We start from the raw sequence: 17751 nt of genomic DNA, 5'->3' as shown, positions 1-17751 counted from the left end.
TTACCGGCGTCGTGCGATGAGGCGCTGCGGCCAGCCCGATCGCGCGATCCACACAATCTTTTGCCGCCGCGCGTGTCAAAATATTGCGTCTCGATGATAAAAACCATCATCTAATGCCATCGGAGGAATTCATGCTTACCCGCCTCACATCCGCGTTCGCGACGACCAGCGCGTCGGCAAGGCGGCGCGGGCATCTGCAGCGCGCTGCGCTGGCGAGCCTCACAGCTTTGCTGCTAGCGGGCTGCGCCCAGCCATGGCAGCAGTTCCAGCAGGGTGACGACGAATCGGCCATCGTCGCGAGGCTCGGCGCCCCGCGCGAAGTCTACGATCTGCCCAACGGCGGCAAGCGCCTGATGTGGCCGACCCAGCCGATGGGCGAAACCACCACCGCCGCGGACATCGACGGCTCCGGCAAGATTGTCAGCGTGCGCCAGGTGCTGCAGCCCAACGAGTTCTACAAGGCGGAAATCGGCAAGTGGACCAAGAGCGACGTGCTGGTCAATTTCGGCCGCCCGGAGGAGACCTCCTACTTCCCGCTCATGAAACGCGAGGTCTGGACCTACCGCTACCTGGAAGACAACGTCTGGTACATGATGTACAGCTTCTACTTCGACGATCAGGGGCTGCTACGGACCACGCAGAAATCACCCGATCCGCTGCACGATCCGGATCGCCGCAGCTTCTTCTAAGCTCGCCGCCCCCGCGCAACCCGGCATTTGAAGAGCAGATGCAACAAGGCCCTCGCCATTGTGTGGCGAGGGCCTTTTGCTGTTGTGCCGTGGCGCGGATAGCGCCGCCTGCCTTACACGCCTTCTGAACGCTGCGGATTGAGCTTGTCGACGTTCGAATAGAGCTTGTTGAGCGCCGAAATATAGGCCTTCGCGGATGCCGCGACGATATCCGGATCGGTGCCGACGCCGTTGACGATGCGTCCGCTCTTGGACAGCCGCACCGTCACTTCGCCCTGCGCCTGGGTGCCGGTGGTAATCGCGTTCACCGAGTACAGCAGCAGTTCGGAGCCGCTGCCGACTTCCGTTTCAATCGCGTTGAGCGTTGCGTCCACCGGGCCGTTGCCGCGCGCCTCACCGGTCACTTCCTTGCCTTCCACCGTGAACACGATGCGCGCATGCGGCTGCTCGCCGGTTTCCGAGTGCTGCGACAGCGACAGGAACTTGTAGTGCTCTTTCTCCTGGGCTTCCGCGGATTCTTCGGTGACGATCGCAATGATGTCTTCGTCGAAAATCTCCGCCTTGCGATCGGCCAGTTCCTTGAAGCGGGCGAACGCGGCGTTCAATTCGCCTTCGCTCTCCAGCGCGACGCCCAGTTCCTGCAGGCGCTGCTTGAACGCGTTGCGGCCCGACAGCTTGCCGAGCACGATCTTGTTTGCGCTCCAGCCCACATCTTCGGCACGCATGATTTCGTAGGTGTCGCGCGCCTTCAGCACGCCGTCCTGGTGGATGCCCGAGGCGTGCGCGAACGCATTCGCGCCGACCACCGCCTTGTTCGGCTGCACCACGAAACCGGTGATCTGCGAGACGAGCTTCGAGGCCGGCACGATCTGCGTCGTATCGATGCCGAGATCGAGACCGAAGTAATCCTTGCGGGTCTTCACCGCCATGACGATTTCTTCGAGCGAGGTATTGCCCGCGCGCTCGCCGAGGCCGTTGATGGTGCACTCCACCTGACGCGCGCCGCCAATCTGCACACCGGCGAGCGAGTTCGCCACCGCCATGCCGAGGTCGTTGTGGCAATGCACCGAGAACACCGCCTTGTCCGAATTGGGAATCCGCTCGCGCAGCGTCTTGACGAGCTGGCCGTACAGTTCCGGCACGCCGTAGCCGACCGTGTCGGCGATATTGATGGTCGTGGCGCCTTCCGCGATCACGGCTTCCAGCACGCGGCACAGGAAATCCATGTCCGAGCGGCTGCCGTCTTCCGGCGAGAATTCCACGTCATTAGTGAACTTGCGGGCAAAACGCACCGCCAGCTTGGCCTGCTCGAACACCTGGTCCGGTGTCATGCGCAGCTTCTTTTCCATATGCAGCGGCGACGTTGCGATGAACGTGTGGATGCGGAAATGATCGGCTGGTTTCAGCGCGTCGGCGGCGCGCTGGATGTCCTTGTCGTTGGCGCGGGCGAGCGAACAGACCGTGCTGTCCTTGATCATCGAGGCGATCGTGTGGATTGCGTCGAAGTCGCCGTTCGAGCTGGCCGCGAAGCCGGCTTCGATGACGTCCACCTTCATCCGCTCCAACTGCTTGGCAATGCGGATTTTTTCTTCCTTCGTCATCGACGCACCGGGCGATTGCTCGCCATCGCGCAACGTCGTGTCGAAAATGATCAGTTTGTCTGCCATCTCGGGTCTCCTGGGGGGATTCGGTCAAATAGGGGGATCGAAAAACGCAATTCGGCTGTTTGCGCCACCGCAGGCGACGCCAGACAACGAACGAGGCAGACGGGGGGCGAAAACGATCAGCGCGGTAGGCGCGCTAGCGCTAGCACGCATAGCAGCGCACCGGCTTGAAGAGACTGGAAGGGGAACTGAAAAGTAACCATCCGGTGACTATAGCGGCATTCGGAAAATCGCGCAATTGGCTTGATTCCCGCCCCAAAGGCGGGCAGAAAGATGTGTGCCGCAACGAAAAACGGCAGCCCGGAGGCCGCCGTTTCGATCTTTCCCGCTCCGCCAGCAAATCGCCTTCAGCGGGCCAGCAAGCGGACCGGGGGGTTGTCAGCGCTCGCGCTGCACCGAGCGGGCCGGATTGGCCCTGCCCCGCAAGGCCTGATAGCCCCAGAACACATAGCCCGACAGGCCATACAGGACAAACAGGCCGAACAGCATCAGCGGCGGATCGGACGACACCAGCACGAACGCCATCACCACCAGCAGGATCACGCCGAACGGCACCCGGTGCCGCACATCGAGCGCCTTGCCGCTGTAGAACGGCGCGTTCGACACCATCGTCACACCGGCGTAGATGGTCAGCACGAAGGCGACCCACGGCAGCCAGACCAGCTTGACCGGCACGCGGTTGTCAGTAGCGAGCCACACAAAACCGGCAATCAGCGCCGCAGCGGCCGGGCTCGGCATACCCTGGAAAAAGCGTTTGTCGACCACGCCGATATTCGTATTGAAGCGCGCCAGACGCAGCGCGGCGCCCGAGCAATAGACGAACGCCGCGAGCCAGCCCCAGCGGCCCAGGTCCTTCAGCACCCACTCGTACATGACGAGCGCCGGCGCAACGCCGAACGACACCATGTCCGAGAGGCTGTCGAACTGCTCGCCGAACGCGCTTTGCGTATGCGTCATCCGCGCGACGCGGCCGTCCATGCCGTCGAGCACCATGGCGACGAAAATCGCAATCGCGGCGACCTCGAAGCGCACGTTCATGGCCTGTACCACCGCGAAGAAGCCGCAGAACAGCGCCGCAGTGGTAAACGAGTTGGGCAGCAGGTAAATGCCGCGCTTCCTCAGAAATTGCTGACGCGCAGCGCGGCGGCTGTCGATCGGCACCGCTTCCTGCACCATCGGCTTGTTGCGGCGAAACGGCCGCGGCTGCGGGGCAGCGTTGTTACGGGGACGACGCTTGAATGCGGCCATCGGAAAACCTCCTTGGTGCCGCTTTACAGTTCGAGTTCAGCCAGAATCGTCGACGACGCCGAAACCTTTTCGCCGATCGACACGCGCGGGCGGCTGCCCACCGGCAGATACACGTCGACGCGCGAGCCGAAACGGATGAAGCCGTAGCGCTGGCCGCGCGTGAGCGGCTCGCCGGCGCGCACGTAACAAAGAATGCGGCGGGCGATCAACCCGGCAATCTGCACCGAAGTCACGGTATGGCCGCTGGCGGTTTCGATCACCAGCGCGTTCCGCTCGTTTTCGGTCGATGCCTTGTCCACGGCGGCGTTCAGATACGCGCCCGGGAAATATTCGACCTTCGAAATCGCACCGTCCACCGGCGAGCGTTGCGAGTGGACATTGAACACGTTCATGAACACGCTGATTTTCAGCGCTTCACGATTGGCATACGGATCGTGCGCCGTTTCGACGGCGACGATGCGGCCGTCCGCCGGGCACAGCACGGCGTTGGCTTGCGAGGGAATCGGACGCGCCGGATCGCGGAAGAACTGTACGACGAAGATCAGCAGCAGCCAGAACGGCCAGGCAAAGCCGAATCCCGCGAAGGCATGGATCAACAACGCAACGACGGCCGCGATGGCGATAAATGGCCAGCCTTCGCGCGCGATGATCGGATGAGGGTAATTCATGGATGGATGGACTTCTGTATTTTTGTAAAACCGTAGGATAGCAAAAGCCGCCCAGGGTTCAGCACCCTTGAGCGGCTTTTTGACATGCCAGGCGCGCGCGGCGGGCCGCCGCGCGAGGCAAGAGTGACAACTGGCTTAGTTCTTCGACTGATCGACCAGCTTGTTCTTGGCGATCCAAGGCATCATCGCGCGCAGCTTCGAACCGACCTGTTCGATCTGGTGCTCGGCCGTCAGGCGGCGGCGCGATTGCAGCGTCGGCGCGCCTGCCTTGTTTTCGATGATGAAGCTCTTGGCGTACTCGCCCGTCTGGATGTCGGTCAGCACCTGCTTCATCGCCTTCTTCGTTTCAGCCGTCACGATCTTCGGACCCGTCACGTACTCGCCGTATTCGGCGTTGTTCGAGATCGAGTAGTTCATGTTGGCGATGCCGCCTTCGTAGATCAGGTCGACGATCAGCTTCAGTTCGTGCAGGCATTCGAAGTACGCCATTTCCGGCGCGTAGCCCGCTTCCACCAGCGTTTCGAAGCCGGCCTTGATGAGGTCGACCGTACCGCCGCACAGCACGGCCTGCTCGCCGAACAGGTCGGTTTCGGTTTCTTCGCGGAAGTTGGTTTCGATGATGCCGGCACGGCCGCCGCCGTTCGCCGCTGCATACGACAGCGCGATGTCACGTGCTGCGCCCGACTTGTCTTGCGCAACCGCGATCAGGTGCGGTACGCCGCCGCCTTGCGAGTAGGTGCCGCGCACCGTGTGGCCCGGCGCCTTCGGCGCGATCATGATGACGTCCAGATCCGCACGCGGGATCACCTGGCCGTAGTGCACGTTGAAGCCGTGCGCGAATGCCAGTGCTGCGCCTTCCTTGATGTTGGCGTGCACTTCCTTGCTGTACACGTCGGCGATCTGCTCGTCCGGCAGCAGCATCATGACGACGTCTGCGCCCTTCACGGCTTCCGCCACTTCCTTGACCTGCAGGCCGGCGTTCGCCGCCTTGCTCCACGATGCGCCGCCCTTGCGCAGGCCGACCGTCACCTTCACGCCGCTTTCGCTCAGGTTCAGTGCGTGCGCATGGCCTTGCGAGCCATAGCCGATGATGGTGACCTGCTTGCCCTTGATGAGGGAAAGGTCGGCGTCCTTGTCGTAGAAAACTTTCATGTCTGTTCCTTGGCTAAATTCAGTGAAATCGGTGAAATTCGGTTAGTGCTTCGGTGTTGCATGGCCGGGCGAGTGCAGGCGCTGCCCGGCCTCGATCGATAAATCAGATCCGGCGTCAGACCTTCAGAATGCGTTCGCCGCGGCCGATCCCCGAGCTGCCCGTGCGGACCGTTTCGAGAATCGCGGTGGCGTCGAGCCCTTCGATGAAGGCATCGAGCTTGTCGCTCGCGCCCGTCAGTTCGATCGTATAGGTCTTTTCGGTGACGTCGATGATACGGCCGCGGAAAATATCCGACATCCGCTTCATCTCTTCACGTTCCTTGCCGACCGCCCTTACCTTGATCAACATCAGCTCGCGTTCGATGTGGGCGCCCTCGGTCAGGTCGACCACTTTCACCACCTCGATCAGGCGGTTCAAATGCTTCGTGATCTGTTCGATCACGTCATCCGAGCCAATGGAAACGATGGTCAGGCGCGACAGCGAATGGTCTTCGGTCGGGGCCACCGTCAAGGTTTCAATGTTGTACCCGCGTGCGGAAAAGAGGCCGACCACGCGCGAGAGCGCGCCCGGTTCGTTTTCCAGCAGGACGGAAATAATGTGTCTCATGATTTCGCTTCTTCCAGATGTTTTGTCGACGTATGCGAGCCGGTTCGCGCCGCCTCGTCCGCCCTCGCCTTTTGTGAAGGCGCGCAGGACGAAGCCGACGCTCGAGAACCGTCGTTATAGATCTTCCGAACCGAGCAGCATCTCCGTGATGCCCTTGCCGGCCTGAACCATTGGCCAGACGTTTTCGGTCGGATCGGTCTGGAAGTCGAGAAACACCGTGCGATCCTTCAGGCGCAGCGCTTCCTTCAGCGCCGGCTCGACGTCCGCGGTCCTCTCGATGCGCATCCCCACATGGCCATAGGCCTCGGCGAGCTTCACGAAATCCGGCAGCGCATCCATGTACGAATGCGAATAGCGCTTGCTGTATTCGATCTGCTGCCACTGGCGCACCATGCCCAGATAGCGGTTGTTCAGCGAAATGATCTTGATGGGCGTCTCGTACTGCTTGCAGGTCGAGAGTTCCTGAATGCACATCTGGATCGAGCCTTCGCCCGTGATGCAGAGCACGTCGTCGTCCGGGTGCGCCATCTTCACGCCCATCGCCGCCGGCAGGCCGAAGCCCATCGTGCCGAGGCCACCGGAATTGATCCAGCGGCGCGGCTTGTTGAAGCGATAGAACTGTGCCGCCCACATCTGGTGCTGGCCGACGTCCGAACACACGAAGGCATTGCCGTCGGTGAGTTCGTAGGCCTTTTCCACCACGTACTGCGGCTTGATGATGTCGCTCTTGCGGTCGAACTTCAGGCAGTCTTTGGCGCGCCAGCCTTCGATGTCCTTCCACCAGTCGGCAAGCGCCGCGGTGTCGGGGCCATGCTCGGCCGTCTGCAACTGCTCGATCAGCTCCTTGAGCACTTCCTTGACGTCGCCGACGATAGGAATGTCGACCTTGACGCGCTTGGAGATGGAGGACGGATCGATGTCGATATGGATGATCTTGCGCGGCCGCGACGAGAAGTGCGCCGGATCGCCGATCACACGGTCGTCGAAGCGCGCGCCGATGGCGATCAGCACGTCGCAGTGCTGCATGGCCATGTTGGCTTCGAACGTGCCGTGCATGCCGAGCATGCCGAGGAATTTCTTGTCGCTCGCGCGGTAGCCGCCGAGACCCATCAACGTATTGGTGACGGGGTAGCCGAGCAGATCGGCGAACTGGTTCAGCTCACGCGCCGCATCCGCGAGGATGATGCCGCCGCCGGTGTAGATATACGGACGCTTCGCGCCGAGCAGCAGGGACACCGCCTTGCGGATCTGGCCGGAGTGGCCCTTCGTCACTGGGTTGTAGGAGCGCAGCGACACGCTCTTGAGCGGTTCGTACTGGCAAGGCGTCTTCGACACGTCTTTCGGAATGTCGATCAGCACCGGGCCGGGCCGGCCGGTACGGGCGATATAGAACGCTTTTTTGACAGTCGCGGCGAGGTCGCGCACGTCCTTCACAAGGAAGTTGTGCTTCACGCAGGGACGCGTGATGCCGACCGTGTCGCACTCCTGGAACGCATCCTGGCCGATGGCGGCAGTCGGCACCTGGCCGCTGATCACCACTAGCGGGATCGAATCCATGTAGGCGGTGGCGATGCCGGTCACCGCATTGGTGACGCCGGGGCCGGAGGTCACGAGACAGACGCCGACCTTGCCCGTGGAACGCGCATAGGCGTCGGCGGCATGGACTGCGGCTTGTTCGTGGCGCACGAGAACGTGCTGGAATTTGTCCTGCTTGTACAGCTCGTCGTAGATGTAGAGTACCGAGCCGCCAGGATAGCCCCAGACAAACTCGACGTCTTCGTCGGCCAGTGCGCGCATGAGCACGGTGGCGCCGATAGAGTCAGTTTCGCGATGGGAAGTCGTATCCGACGTGGAGAATTCCGCGCTGGGCATATTCATTCATTCACCTTTCGAAATTTCGGCAAAAATTTGATCGGGTGCTCTCTGCCGGGCTTGTGGCTCGGGTTCAAGCGGCGCGTCCACTTTGACAGGTGAGCTTCTTGGGCCACACCTCAAATGAGACAAGTCACTTATGTTGCGAACCGTCGAAGATATCTTCTGACGGCAGGATGGTCAAGAAAATATTTCCGCGACGCCTGTGCCCACGCCACGGAAACCGTCGAAAAATTGCCATAAGGGCCGATACGGCTGCGCGTTTTCCCCCAGCAGGGCGAAAGTTTGTTAGCATCCGCCAGTTTTACGACAATTTCGATCGATTACGCGCACGCTCGCTGCGCCGACCCCCAACGGATGGCATCAGACAAGGAACTCGCCGATTTTCTGGCGGGCGTCGAAAGGCGCGCGTTCAAGCAGACGGTCTACGCCGTGCGGGACGACGACGCCTCGCTCGACATCGTGCAAGACGCGATGATCAAGCTCGCCGAAAAATATGGCGACCGCCCAGCAGCCGAACTTCCGCTGCTGTTTCAGCGTATTCTGCAGAATGCGATGCACGACTTTTTTCGTCGGCAGAAAGTGCGCAATACTTGGGTTAGCCTGTTCTCGTCGCTCGGCAACTCCGAGGATGACGAATTCGACCCTCTGGAGACATTCGAAGCACAAGAAGGCTCGGCAGGCGCCGAGAGTAGCGAGCAGAGGCTGGAGCGCGAACAAGTCTTACAGTTGATTGACGACGAGATCCAAAAATTACCGGCACGTCAACGGGAGGCGTTTCTCATGCGTTATTGGGAAGATATGGATGTCGCCGAGACTGCTGCTGCGATGGGCTGTTCCGAAGGCAGTGTAAAGACACACTGCTCGCGGGCTACCCATACGCTGGCACAAGCGCTCAAGGCCAAAGGAATTACGCTATGAGCTCCTCTCTCGATACTAAAGAACTCGAGTTTGCAACGCAGATCCGCCGCGCGCTCGATGAAAACGCCGCCAGCATTTCCCCCGCCGCCGTCGACCGGCTCGCTGTGGCGCGCCGCGCCGCGCTCGCCCGCAAGAAGCCCGAGCCGGTTGCCGCGCCGGTGTTCGTGCACGCCTTTGCCGGTGCGGCCGGTATGCTGTCCGGCACGCCGCAAGCCGAAGTCCCGCTGCGCCGCCGTTCGCCGCTGCGCCGCTTTGCGCTCGCCTGGCCGCTGGCCGCACTGGTTGTGAGCCTGGTGGCAATCGCCTACTGGGAAGACCAGCAACGCACCGCTGAACTCGCCGACATTGATGCGGCCATGCTGAGCGACAACCTGCCGCTCAACGCCTATCTCGATCACGGCTTCAACGCGTATCTGTCGCGCGCGCACTGATCGGGAGACTCTTCGGGTGAGCTACAAGCGCGGCCTCGCCGTTGTTTTCGGGTGCGCAATCGCGGCCCTGGTGTCCTTTGCCGCAACCTATCCGCGCTTCTACCCGAGCGCCTCGAGCGTCGCGCCACCGAGCAATGCCGGCGGCGTGCCTGCCAAGGCCGTCGCGCCGGCCTTGGGCGTCGACCTGCCGGGCCTGCCCAGCACGAGTCCGCTGTCCTGGGCGCGGCTCACCGACGCCGAGCGCGTCGCGCTCGCTCCATTCGCCACCGAGTGGGACACGTTCAGCGACGAACGTAAGCGCAAATGGATCAAGATCGCCTCGCGTTACTCGAAGCTGACGCCTGAACAGCAAAAGGGCCTGCACGAGCGGATGACTGAATGGGTCCGCCTGACGCCGGATCAACGCCGCGTCGCGCGCGAAAACTATCAGGTCTCGAAGGAACTGCCGCGCGAAGCCCGCGAGAAGGCCTGGAAGGCCTATCAGCAACTGACACCCGAACAGAAAGAGCGGCTCGCCGCAACCGAGCGCAAGCGCCGGCCCACCGTGGTCAGCGCGCCGCCGTCGGGAAAAAGCGAGCTGAAGGACATCGAGCGCCTTGTCAACGAGCGCGAGCATACGGCAAGCGGTGTCGTCGCCACAGCGAGTGCGGCGGGCACCGGCGCGGCCTTGCCGGTTGGACCGGCGATTCCCGCCGCCGGCAGCTTTGCCCCCGCCACGCCCGTGCCGGTCTCGCCGCGCGAGGCCCCATCGCTCTACAACGGTTCGTAAGCACGGCGCGCCCGGCCCGCCGTCCTCCCATCGTGCCCTTAGCGCCCAACACCGTGCCTGCTCCGTCCACCCTGCCTGCCACGCCCACACCGTCAGTTCCCGCGCCGCTTGCGACGCCTTCGCTGCGCCGCCGGCTCGCGACGATGCTTTACGAAGCCGTGATCCTGTTCGGCGTGGTATTCCTCGCCGGCTATCTGTTCAGCACGCTCACGCAGCAACGCAACGGCCTCACGCATCACAACCTGCTGGCCGCGTGGATCGGTTTCGTGGTCGGTTTGTACTTTGTGTGGTTTTGGACCCACAGCGGCCAGACCCTGCCGATGAAAACCTGGCGGCTGCGGGTGGTCGCCGCAGACGGCTCGCCGCTCTCCGCGCCGCGGGCCATCGCGCGCTATCTGCTGGCGTGGCTGTGGTTCCTGCCGCCGCTGGCGCTGCACCCCCTGCTCGGCCTGTCGCTGCCGCACACGCTCGCGCTGGCCGGCATCTGGTTCATGCTGTGGGCCGCCACGGGGCGCCTGGGCGCGAGCCGCCAGTTCCTGCACGACCGGCTCGCCGGCACCCGCATCGTCGCTGTCAGCTCCCCTTCCGCGTAATAAGAACTTCTCGTGACTGTCACGGCATAGTCATGTGCGGATGGCGCAATACGGGCACTGCAACTCGACGCGTGAGCCATGGACCCCAACACGTCCGCGACTTCCTTGTTCCGCCAGACTGGCCCGAGCGTCGACCCCGTCGCTTTCCGGCCAGACTCCGGTTCCTTCGGCACCGGAATGCCGCTCCCCCTGCCGCCCGTCTCCTCAGACCCGAAACCCAGCCGTCACGACGACGATCATGCGGACCCGCACCGCTACCGCACGATCTGGCTGTCCGACATCCATCTGGGTTCGAGCGGCTGTCAGGCGCCGTATCTGCTCGATTTCCTGCGTCACAACGATTCTGAATATCTGTACCTGGTCGGCGACATCATCGACGGCTGGCAGTTGAAAAAAGGCTGGTACTGGCCGCAGGCGCACAACGACGTGGTGCAGAAAATCCTGCGTAAAGCGCGCAAAGGCACCCAGGTCGTCTATATCCCGGGCAACCACGACGAAGCAGCGCGCCAGTTCTGCGATCTCGCCTTCGGCGACATCCACGTGCGCGGCGAGGCGTTCCACACCACGCTGGCCGGCAAGCGCCTGTGGATCGTGCACGGCGACCTGTTCGACGGCGTGATCCAGCACGCCAAGTGGCTCGCCTATCTCGGCGACACGCTCTATACGCTGATCCTCGTGCTGAACCGCTGGTTCAACCGCATCCGCAGCCGCTTCGGCTTCCAGTACTGGTCGCTGTCGCAGTACCTGAAGCATCAGGTAAAGAACGCGGTGAACTTCATCTCCTCCTTCGAACGCGTGATGACCGACGAAGCGCGCCGCCGCGGCTGCGACGGCGTGGTCTGCGGTCATATCCACAAGGCCGAGATTCGCGACATCGACGGCGTGCTGTATTGCAACGACGGCGACTGGGTCGAAAGCCTGTCGGCGCTCGTCGAAACCTTCGAAGGCGAACTCAAGGTGATCTACTGGACCGTGATGCGCGCGCCCGAAGTGAGCGCGCAAAAGGCCAAGGCGACCGCGTAGTGAGCATGCCTGGATGCAATGGCTGGCCGCCGCGCATTCCCGTGTAATCCCTTTTAACTTCTATTGGGCCAAAACCGATGAAGATCATGATCGTCACCGATGCATGGGAGCCGCAGGTCAACGGCGTGGTACGCACGCTGAAGAACACGACCCGCGAGCTCACCGCGCTTGGCCACCGCGTCGACCTGTTGACGCCGCTCGAATTCAAGACGATCCCCTGCCCGACCTACCCTGAAATCCGCCTCTCGCTGTTCCCGAAGCGCAAGCTGCACGAGCGCATCGACGCGTTCGCACCGGATGCGCTGCACATCGCCACCGAAGGCCCGCTCGGCATGGCCGCGCGCGCCTATGCGATCAAGCACAAGCTGCCGTTCACGACGGCGTATCACACGCGCTTTCCTGAGTATGTGCAGGCGCGTTTCGGCATTCCGCTGGCCGCCACCTACAAGTTTCTGCACTGGTTCCACAAGGCATCGCTGGCTGTGATGGCGCCGACGCCGGTCGTCAAGGCCGACCTCGAGAAGTTCGGCTTCACGAACGTAGTGCTGTGGACGCGCGGTGTCGACCTGGACATCTTCCACCAGATGGACTCCAAGGTACTCAACACGGCACGGCCGATCTTCCTGTACGTCGGCCGCGTGGCGGTGGAAAAGAACGTCGAGGCGTTCCTCAAGCTCGATTTGCCCGGTTCCAAATGGGTGGCCGGCGAAGGCCCGGCGCTTGCCGAGCTGAAGTCGCGCTATCCGCAGGCGAACTATCTTGGCGTGCTGACCCAGGCCGAACTCGCCAAGGTGTATGCTGCCGCTGACGTGTTCGTGTTCCCGAGCCGCACCGATACTTTTGGCCTCGTGCTGCTCGAAGCGCTTGCCTGCGGCACGCCGGTCGCGGCCTACCCGGTCACCGGTCCGATCGACGTGCTGGGCGACGGTGGCGCTGGCGCGATGCATGAAGACCTGCGCGAAGCCTGCCTCGAAGCGCTGAAGATCGACCGCAATCATGCACGTGCATGGGCCGAGCGCTTCTCGTGGAAGGCCGCCTCCGAGCAGTTTGCCAACCATCTGAAGCCGTTGCCGCGGCCCTCGTTCAGCGAGGAGAGCGCGGCCGCGTAACCCGCCCCGCCAAGCCGCCCATGCGAGCAAGAGCCTCCAGCGTCCGGCGCACGCCGCATCGCGCGCTGCGTTCCGTTGACACAGAAGCGACCGGCATCGAGCCGTTCGACGACGTGCACGAGCACAGCGCGCCGCCCGCGGCGGACGGCACGGCCGACAACCTGCTGCGGGCCCGGCCGCTGCCGCACGACACGCAAGCGGGCTCGGCCGCGGCTGACAGCCACGCGGACTCGGCCCATCACGCCGACGCCCACGAGCCGCTAGGCCCCGACGATCCCCTCGCACCGCTGCCGTTCAATCCCTATAAGGGCAATCGCGGTGTCACGCGCGCATGGCACGCGATGAAAAACTCGCTGGCGGGTTTTCAGGTCGCGATCCGCGAAGAAAGCGCGTTCCGTCAGGAGCTGACGCTCGCGGCCATCCTTGTGCCGTGCGGCCTGATCGTGCCGGTCGATCCGGCCGGGCGTGTGCTGCTGCTGGGCTCGGTGCTGCTGGTGCTGATCGTCGAATTGTTAAATTCAAGCGTCGAAGCGGCCATTGACCGCATCTCGCTCGAGCGGCACGAACTGTCGAGGCGTGCCAAGGATCTCGGCAGCGCAGCCGTGATGGTGGCGCTGGGCATGTGCGTGATGACGTGGGCGCTGATTGTCGGCCCTCTTGTGGTGCATTGGATCAAGGCGTGGCTGTAGCGCCGGCGGCGTGAAAACCCTGACTTGGGCTTTGGTATGAGAACGGTCGGTTTATAATCGGTCGATACACTCACATACCAACCGCGTCAGGGTGGACCGTGCAGCCGCACGGCCAACCCCGGCGCTATCAGGGCCGGACGACATGGAAGCCAAACCTCCCCGCCGCACCCGCGAACGGATTCTCGAACTGTCGTTGAAGCTTTTCAACGAAATCGGCGAGCCGAACGTCACCACCACGACGATCGCCGAGGAAATGGAAATCAGTCCGGGCAATCTGTACTACCACTTCCGCAACAAAGACGACATCATCAACAGCATCTTCAGCCAGTTCGAGCAGGAGATCGAAAAGCGTCTGCGCTTTCCCGACGATCACCGCGCGACGATCGATGAGATGTGGTCCTACTTGCAGTACATGGTCGATTTCACGTGGCGCTACCGCTTCCTGTACCGCGACCTGAACGATCTGCTGGCGCGTAACCGCACGCTGGAGACGCACTTCAAGCAGATCATCAGCCACAAGGTGCGCTTTGCCAGCCAGTTCTGCGACCAGCTGGTCGCGGACGGCGAAATGGTGGCGACGCCCGACGAGCTGCATGTGATTGCAACCAACGTCGGCGTGATCGGCACGTACTGGCTGTCGTACCAGTTTGTGATGAATCCGCGCAAGTACAACGAACAGGAAGCCATCCGCGCCGAACTGCACCAGGTCAGCGTGCAGATCGTTTCGCTAATGGCGCCGTACCTGCGCGGCCGCTCGCGGCAGATCTTCGACGACCTCATTTCAGGCAAGCTGCCCAAGCGCGAGTTCTACGACTACCTGCCGCCCAAGGAAGGCGCCGCGCCTCGCAACGAACCGAAGGACGTCTGAAGATGAAGTCGGTGTGTGTGTACTGCGGCTCCTCCGACGGAGCCAAACCGCTCTACGCCGAAGCCGCGCGCGGCTTCGGCCGTGCTCTGGTCGACGCTGGCCTCGCGCTGGTTTATGGCGGCGGCAAGGTCGGCCTGATGGGTGTGATCGCCGATCAGGTGATGGCCGCCGGCGGCCGTGCGATCGGCGTGATTCCCGAGCTGCTCGTCAACAAGGAAGTCGGCCACAACGGCCTGACCGAACTGCATGTGGTGCCCGACATGCACCAGCGCAAGAAAATGATGGCGGACCTCTCGGATGCGTTCGTGGCCATGCCCGGCGGCGCCGGCACGCTCGAAGAACTGTTCGAGGTCTACACATGGGCGCAGCTCGGCTATCACCAGAAGCCGGTCGCGCTTCTGAACATTGACGGCTACTACGATCCGCTGATCGCGATGCTCGAACATACGGTGCAGGAAGGCTTCATGCGCCGGACCTACTTCGACATCCTGCAGGTCGATGCCGACCCGGCGGCCCTGATCGCGAAGCTGCGGGCCTATCAGCCACCGCCGAAAGACAAATGGGCCGAAAACCGCGACGCGGTTTAAGCAACGCTTTGCATCGCCCGGCGCTGCTCAGCGGGCCACGCGACGGAAGACAACCATGACAAAAGTCGTTCTGATTACCGGCGCAAGCCGCGGCATCGGCCGCGCGACGGCGCGTTTGCTGGGCGCGCGCGGCTGGTCGGTCGGCGTGAACTACGCGCACAACGAAGCCGCTGCGCAGGAAACCGCCGCCGAGGTGGGCCGCGCCGGCGGCCATGCCCGCGTGATCCAGGGCGACGTGGCGCAGGAAGCGGACGTGATCGCCATGTTCGACGCCGTCGAGCAAGCCTACGGGCGGCTCGACGCGCTGGTGAACAACGCCGGCATTGTTGCCCCGTCCATGCCGCTCGCCGACATGGACGCCGCGCGCCTGAAGCGCCTGTTCGACGTGAACGTGCTGGGCGCCTATCTCTGCGCGCGCGAAGCCGCGCGGCGCATGGCGAAAGACCGCGGCGGCGAAGGCGGTGCGATCGTCAACGTGTCGTCGGCGGCCTCGCGCCTCGGCTCGCCGAACGAGTATGTCGACTACGCCGGCTCGAAAGGCGCCATCGACACCCTGACCATCGGCCTTGCCAAGGAACTCGGTCCGCAAGGCGTGCGGGTCAACGCGGTGCGGCCGGGTCTGATCGACACCGAGATTCACGCGAGCGGTGGCCGTCCCGACCGCGCCGCGGTGCTCGGCTCGCAGACGCCGCTGGGGCGCCCCGGCAGCGCCGAGGAAGTGGCCGAGACCATCGTGTGGCTGCTGACCGATGCTGCCTCGTATGTGAACGGAGCGCTGCTCGATGTGAGCGGTGGCCGCTAGGCGGCGGTACAACCAACCCGCCGCTCGGAACGCCCTCAAAACGACGAGCCGGGTTTGCGCAGGAACGCCAACTCTTCTTCCGTTGACGGCCGGCCGAGCAACACGTTGCGATGCGGGAACCGCCCAAAGCGTTCGATTACCGCTGCATGCCTCACTGCCGAGCGGTAATAGCTCGCGCCCGCCGCCTCGGCCTCGAACGGCTTGAATAAACGAAGCGCCTCGTGCTGGCTGGCCAGCGTTTCGTCGTGCTCAAACGGGAGATACGCGAAGGCACGGTGAAACAGGCCTGGCAGTAACAGATCGGCGCCGCTCGCGACGATTTGCCTGGCAATCCTCAAAGCCTGCTCATCTGCCGAAAACGCGTGCGCTGTGCCGCGATAGAGGTTGCGCGAGAACTGATCGAGCAGAATCACCAGCGCCAACGCGCCGAGCGGCGTGCCGGTCCATCCGTCCAGCGCGCCTTGCACGGCTGCCGCGTGCAGCGCGCCGAAGCGCTCGCTCAAGAGGGTGTCGAACGCGGCGTCCCGTGCGAACCAGGTTTTTCTGTCCTGCCCGTAGGTTGCGGACCCCGGCGCGCCGAACCAGCAGTCGAGTACCGCACGGGCACGCGCGTCGAGCGCGGCGTAATCCGCCGCTCCGTCATAGGTTGCAGATTCCGTTGGGCCGCTCATGCCAACTCGAGCACCAGCCGGCGCGTGCGAGCACTTTTTTTCTCGAGCTTGGCGACCCGCACAGCGCCGATTTCCCGCGTATTGCGCACATGGGTGCCGCCGCATGGCTGCAGATCGACGCTTTCGATGCGTAGCAGACGCACACGGCCGAGACCCACCGGTGGCTTCACGCTCATCGTGCGCACGAGTTCGGGACGCTCGGCCATTTGCTCGTCGGTAATCCATTCGGTGAGGACGCCATGCGCCCCGCCAACCAGCTCGGCGAGCCGTGCATCGACCTGCTCGCGCTCGATCGGCTCGACCGTGGCGAAGTCGAGCCGTGCGTACTCGCTCGTAATGCTGCAGCCGTCTACCGCATACGGCAGCACGGCACACATCAGATGACTCGCCGTGTGCAGGCGCATATGGCGATAGCGGCGCGCCCAGTCGATTTCCGCTATGACCCGCTCACCCGGCGAAAGACGCGCAAGCAGCGCTTCTTGCCCCGGCGCGGGCACGTGCACCGCATCGTCCGGCGTTGCACCTTCGAATTTCGCCTTGCGAGTATCCGCGATCGCCACGCGTGTGCCGTCCGCCAGGGTCAGCACCCCGCTATCGCCAGCCTGACCGCCGCCAAGCGGATAAAACACGGTCTGATCGAGATGGATACCCTGCTCGTCGATCGCGGTGAGCGTCGCTTCGCACTGCGTCAGATATGCGTCGTCGCGAAAAAGTGCGCGCGTCGTCATCGTTCGGCTCCCTTTCCAGTAGTCCTGCAAAAGGTCATTATGCCGACCCGGAAAGCCGCGCGGAAGCTGGCCAGGCGGCCAATCGGGCAACCCGTGAGCGTCACTGTATTGGCCGATATGCCGGGCCAATTAGCCACAGCCGCAGCCGCGGATCGCGTGCGACGGAGCGCAATCGGCGCGTGCGCCGTTCAACCGGGACGGTTGCGCATCCAGTCCGCAGTCTCGAAAAACGAATGCAGCAGCCGTTCGCGCAGCGGCTCCGCGAGTCCCACGTCTTCCATCGCCCACGCCATGCAGCGCAACCACTGGTCGCGCTCGTTCGACGCAATCGCAAACGGCAGATGCCGCGCGCGCAGACGCGGGTGGCCGAAGCGGCTGATGTAATGGTCCGGCCCGCCTAGCCAGCCGCACAGGAACCAGAAGAATTTGTCGCGCGAACCGTCGAGGCTCGCCGGATGCAACGCGCGGATACCCGCGAATTCCGGCTCGAGGTCCATCAGGTCGTAAAAGCGGTCGATGAGTTCGCGCACGCGCGCCTCGCCGCCTACCAGTTCGAAGGCCGTCGCCTGGGCCGGCGCTTCGTCGATTGGATCGGTCATACGGTCAACTGCAATCTGCAAGAGGAATCGAAATAGAAAGGCTGTGGTACCGCCGAGATGC

20 protein-coding genes are annotated in these 17751 nt (G+C 63.3%); 11 read left to right on the top strand and 9 right to left on the bottom strand.

The window, feature by feature from the left end; all coding sequences use genetic code 11:
* The first annotated feature begins 131 nt into the window (after window positions 1-131).
* Window positions 132-689 (top strand): hypothetical protein, encoded by a 558-nt coding sequence (locus tag FFS45_RS10280; RefSeq protein ID WP_137954526.1) that lies wholly within the window; start codon window positions 132-134, stop codon window positions 687-689.
* Between the two features lie 113 nt (window positions 690-802).
* Here the strand turns inward: FFS45_RS10280 and FFS45_RS10275 are convergent, their stop codons facing one another.
* The 6 genes from FFS45_RS10275 to FFS45_RS10250 all read right to left on the bottom strand — a co-directional run bounded on the left by FFS45_RS10275 (window position 803) and on the right by FFS45_RS10250 (window position 7906).
* Window positions 803-2356 (bottom strand): 2-isopropylmalate synthase, encoded by a 1554-nt coding sequence (locus FFS45_RS10275; RefSeq protein ID WP_137954525.1) that lies wholly within the window; start codon window positions 2354-2356, stop codon window positions 803-805.
* A 375-nt stretch (window positions 2357-2731) separates the two neighbouring features.
* Window positions 2732-3601, bottom strand: a complete 870-nt coding sequence (pssA, locus tag FFS45_RS10270; RefSeq protein ID WP_137954524.1) for a CDP-diacylglycerol--serine O-phosphatidyltransferase — start codon at window positions 3599-3601, stop codon at window positions 2732-2734.
* Window positions 3602-3624: 23 nt separating this feature from the next.
* Window positions 3625-4269, bottom strand: coding sequence for a phosphatidylserine decarboxylase (locus tag FFS45_RS10265; protein WP_137954523.1), 645 nt, complete (start codon window positions 4267-4269; stop codon window positions 3625-3627).
* 135 nt (window positions 4270-4404) lie between these two features.
* Window positions 4405-5421 carry a ketol-acid reductoisomerase gene (gene ilvC, locus FFS45_RS10260; protein ID WP_137954522.1) on the bottom strand — a complete coding sequence of 339 codons (1017 nt, stop codon included), beginning with the start codon at window positions 5419-5421 and terminating at the stop codon, window positions 4405-4407.
* 115 nt (window positions 5422-5536) lie between these two features.
* Entirely contained in the window at window positions 5537-6028 is a 492-nt protein-coding gene (ilvN, locus tag FFS45_RS10255; protein ID WP_137954521.1) for an acetolactate synthase small subunit, read from the bottom strand.
* Between the two features lie 114 nt (window positions 6029-6142).
* Complete coding sequence (locus FFS45_RS10250) at window positions 6143-7906, bottom strand: acetolactate synthase 3 catalytic subunit (RefSeq protein ID WP_137954520.1); 1764 nt, start codon at window positions 7904-7906, stop codon at window positions 6143-6145.
* Window positions 7907-8257: 351 nt separating this feature from the next.
* On the opposite strand from FFS45_RS10250, the gene FFS45_RS10245 reads away from it, so the two are divergent.
* From FFS45_RS10245 to FFS45_RS10200, 10 genes are all read left to right on the top strand, one after another.
* Entirely contained in the window at window positions 8258-8821 is a 564-nt protein-coding gene (locus tag FFS45_RS10245) for an RNA polymerase sigma factor (protein WP_137954519.1), read from the top strand.
* On the top strand, window positions 8818-9252 hold the full coding sequence (locus FFS45_RS10240) for a DUF3619 family protein (RefSeq protein WP_137954518.1): 435 nt from the start codon (window positions 8818-8820) through the stop codon (window positions 9250-9252). Before FFS45_RS10245 ends, FFS45_RS10240 begins: the two co-directional genes overlap by 4 nt.
* Window positions 9253-9268: 16 nt before the next feature.
* Complete coding sequence (locus FFS45_RS10235) at window positions 9269-10021, top strand: DUF3106 domain-containing protein (RefSeq protein ID WP_137954517.1); 753 nt, start codon at window positions 9269-9271, stop codon at window positions 10019-10021.
* A 71-nt stretch (window positions 10022-10092) separates the two neighbouring features.
* Entirely contained in the window at window positions 10093-10614 is a 522-nt protein-coding gene (locus tag FFS45_RS10230; RefSeq protein ID WP_283204754.1) for an RDD family protein, read from the top strand.
* Window positions 10615-10692: 78 nt separating this feature from the next.
* The gene (locus FFS45_RS10225; protein WP_137954515.1) at window positions 10693-11637 is read left to right on the top strand and encodes a UDP-2,3-diacylglucosamine diphosphatase; all 945 of its coding nucleotides are present in this window, start codon (window positions 10693-10695) and stop codon (window positions 11635-11637) included.
* A 77-nt stretch (window positions 11638-11714) separates the two neighbouring features.
* Window positions 11715-12746 carry a glycosyltransferase family 1 protein gene (locus FFS45_RS10220; RefSeq protein ID WP_137954514.1) on the top strand — a complete coding sequence of 344 codons (1032 nt, stop codon included), beginning with the start codon at window positions 11715-11717 and terminating at the stop codon, window positions 12744-12746.
* 20 nt (window positions 12747-12766) lie between these two features.
* Window positions 12767-13435 (top strand): diacylglycerol kinase, encoded by a 669-nt coding sequence (locus tag FFS45_RS10215; protein WP_137954513.1) that lies wholly within the window; start codon window positions 12767-12769, stop codon window positions 13433-13435.
* A gap of 142 nt (window positions 13436-13577) precedes the next feature.
* Window positions 13578-14303, top strand: coding sequence for a TetR/AcrR family transcriptional regulator (locus FFS45_RS10210; protein WP_137954512.1), 726 nt, complete (start codon window positions 13578-13580; stop codon window positions 14301-14303).
* Window positions 14304-14305: 2 nt separating this feature from the next.
* Window positions 14306-14890, top strand: coding sequence for a TIGR00730 family Rossman fold protein (locus tag FFS45_RS10205; protein ID WP_137954511.1), 585 nt, complete (start codon window positions 14306-14308; stop codon window positions 14888-14890).
* A gap of 55 nt (window positions 14891-14945) precedes the next feature.
* On the top strand, window positions 14946-15692 hold the full coding sequence (locus tag FFS45_RS10200) for an SDR family oxidoreductase (protein ID WP_137954510.1): 747 nt from the start codon (window positions 14946-14948) through the stop codon (window positions 15690-15692).
* A gap of 35 nt (window positions 15693-15727) precedes the next feature.
* On the opposite strand, the gene FFS45_RS10195 is transcribed toward FFS45_RS10200, so the two are convergent.
* From FFS45_RS10195 to FFS45_RS10185, 3 genes are all read right to left on the bottom strand, one after another.
* Complete coding sequence (locus FFS45_RS10195; RefSeq protein WP_137954509.1) at window positions 15728-16363, bottom strand: DUF924 family protein; 636 nt, start codon at window positions 16361-16363, stop codon at window positions 15728-15730.
* Window positions 16360-17091, bottom strand: coding sequence for an alanyl-tRNA editing protein (locus tag FFS45_RS10190; RefSeq protein ID WP_137954508.1), 732 nt, complete (start codon window positions 17089-17091; stop codon window positions 16360-16362). Before FFS45_RS10190 ends, FFS45_RS10195 begins: the two co-directional genes overlap by 4 nt.
* A gap of 188 nt (window positions 17092-17279) precedes the next feature.
* Complete coding sequence (locus tag FFS45_RS10185) at window positions 17280-17690, bottom strand: group II truncated hemoglobin (protein WP_137954507.1); 411 nt, start codon at window positions 17688-17690, stop codon at window positions 17280-17282.
* Between the last annotated feature and the right edge of the window lie 61 nt (window positions 17691-17751).

Origin of the sequence: Burkholderia sp. 4M9327F10 (assembly GCF_005503145.1) — a bacterium.
Taxonomy (GTDB): domain Bacteria; phylum Pseudomonadota; class Gammaproteobacteria; order Burkholderiales; family Burkholderiaceae; genus Paraburkholderia.
Note: the sequence above shows the minus strand (reverse complement) of the source record. Positions and strands in the feature narration are given on the sequence as shown.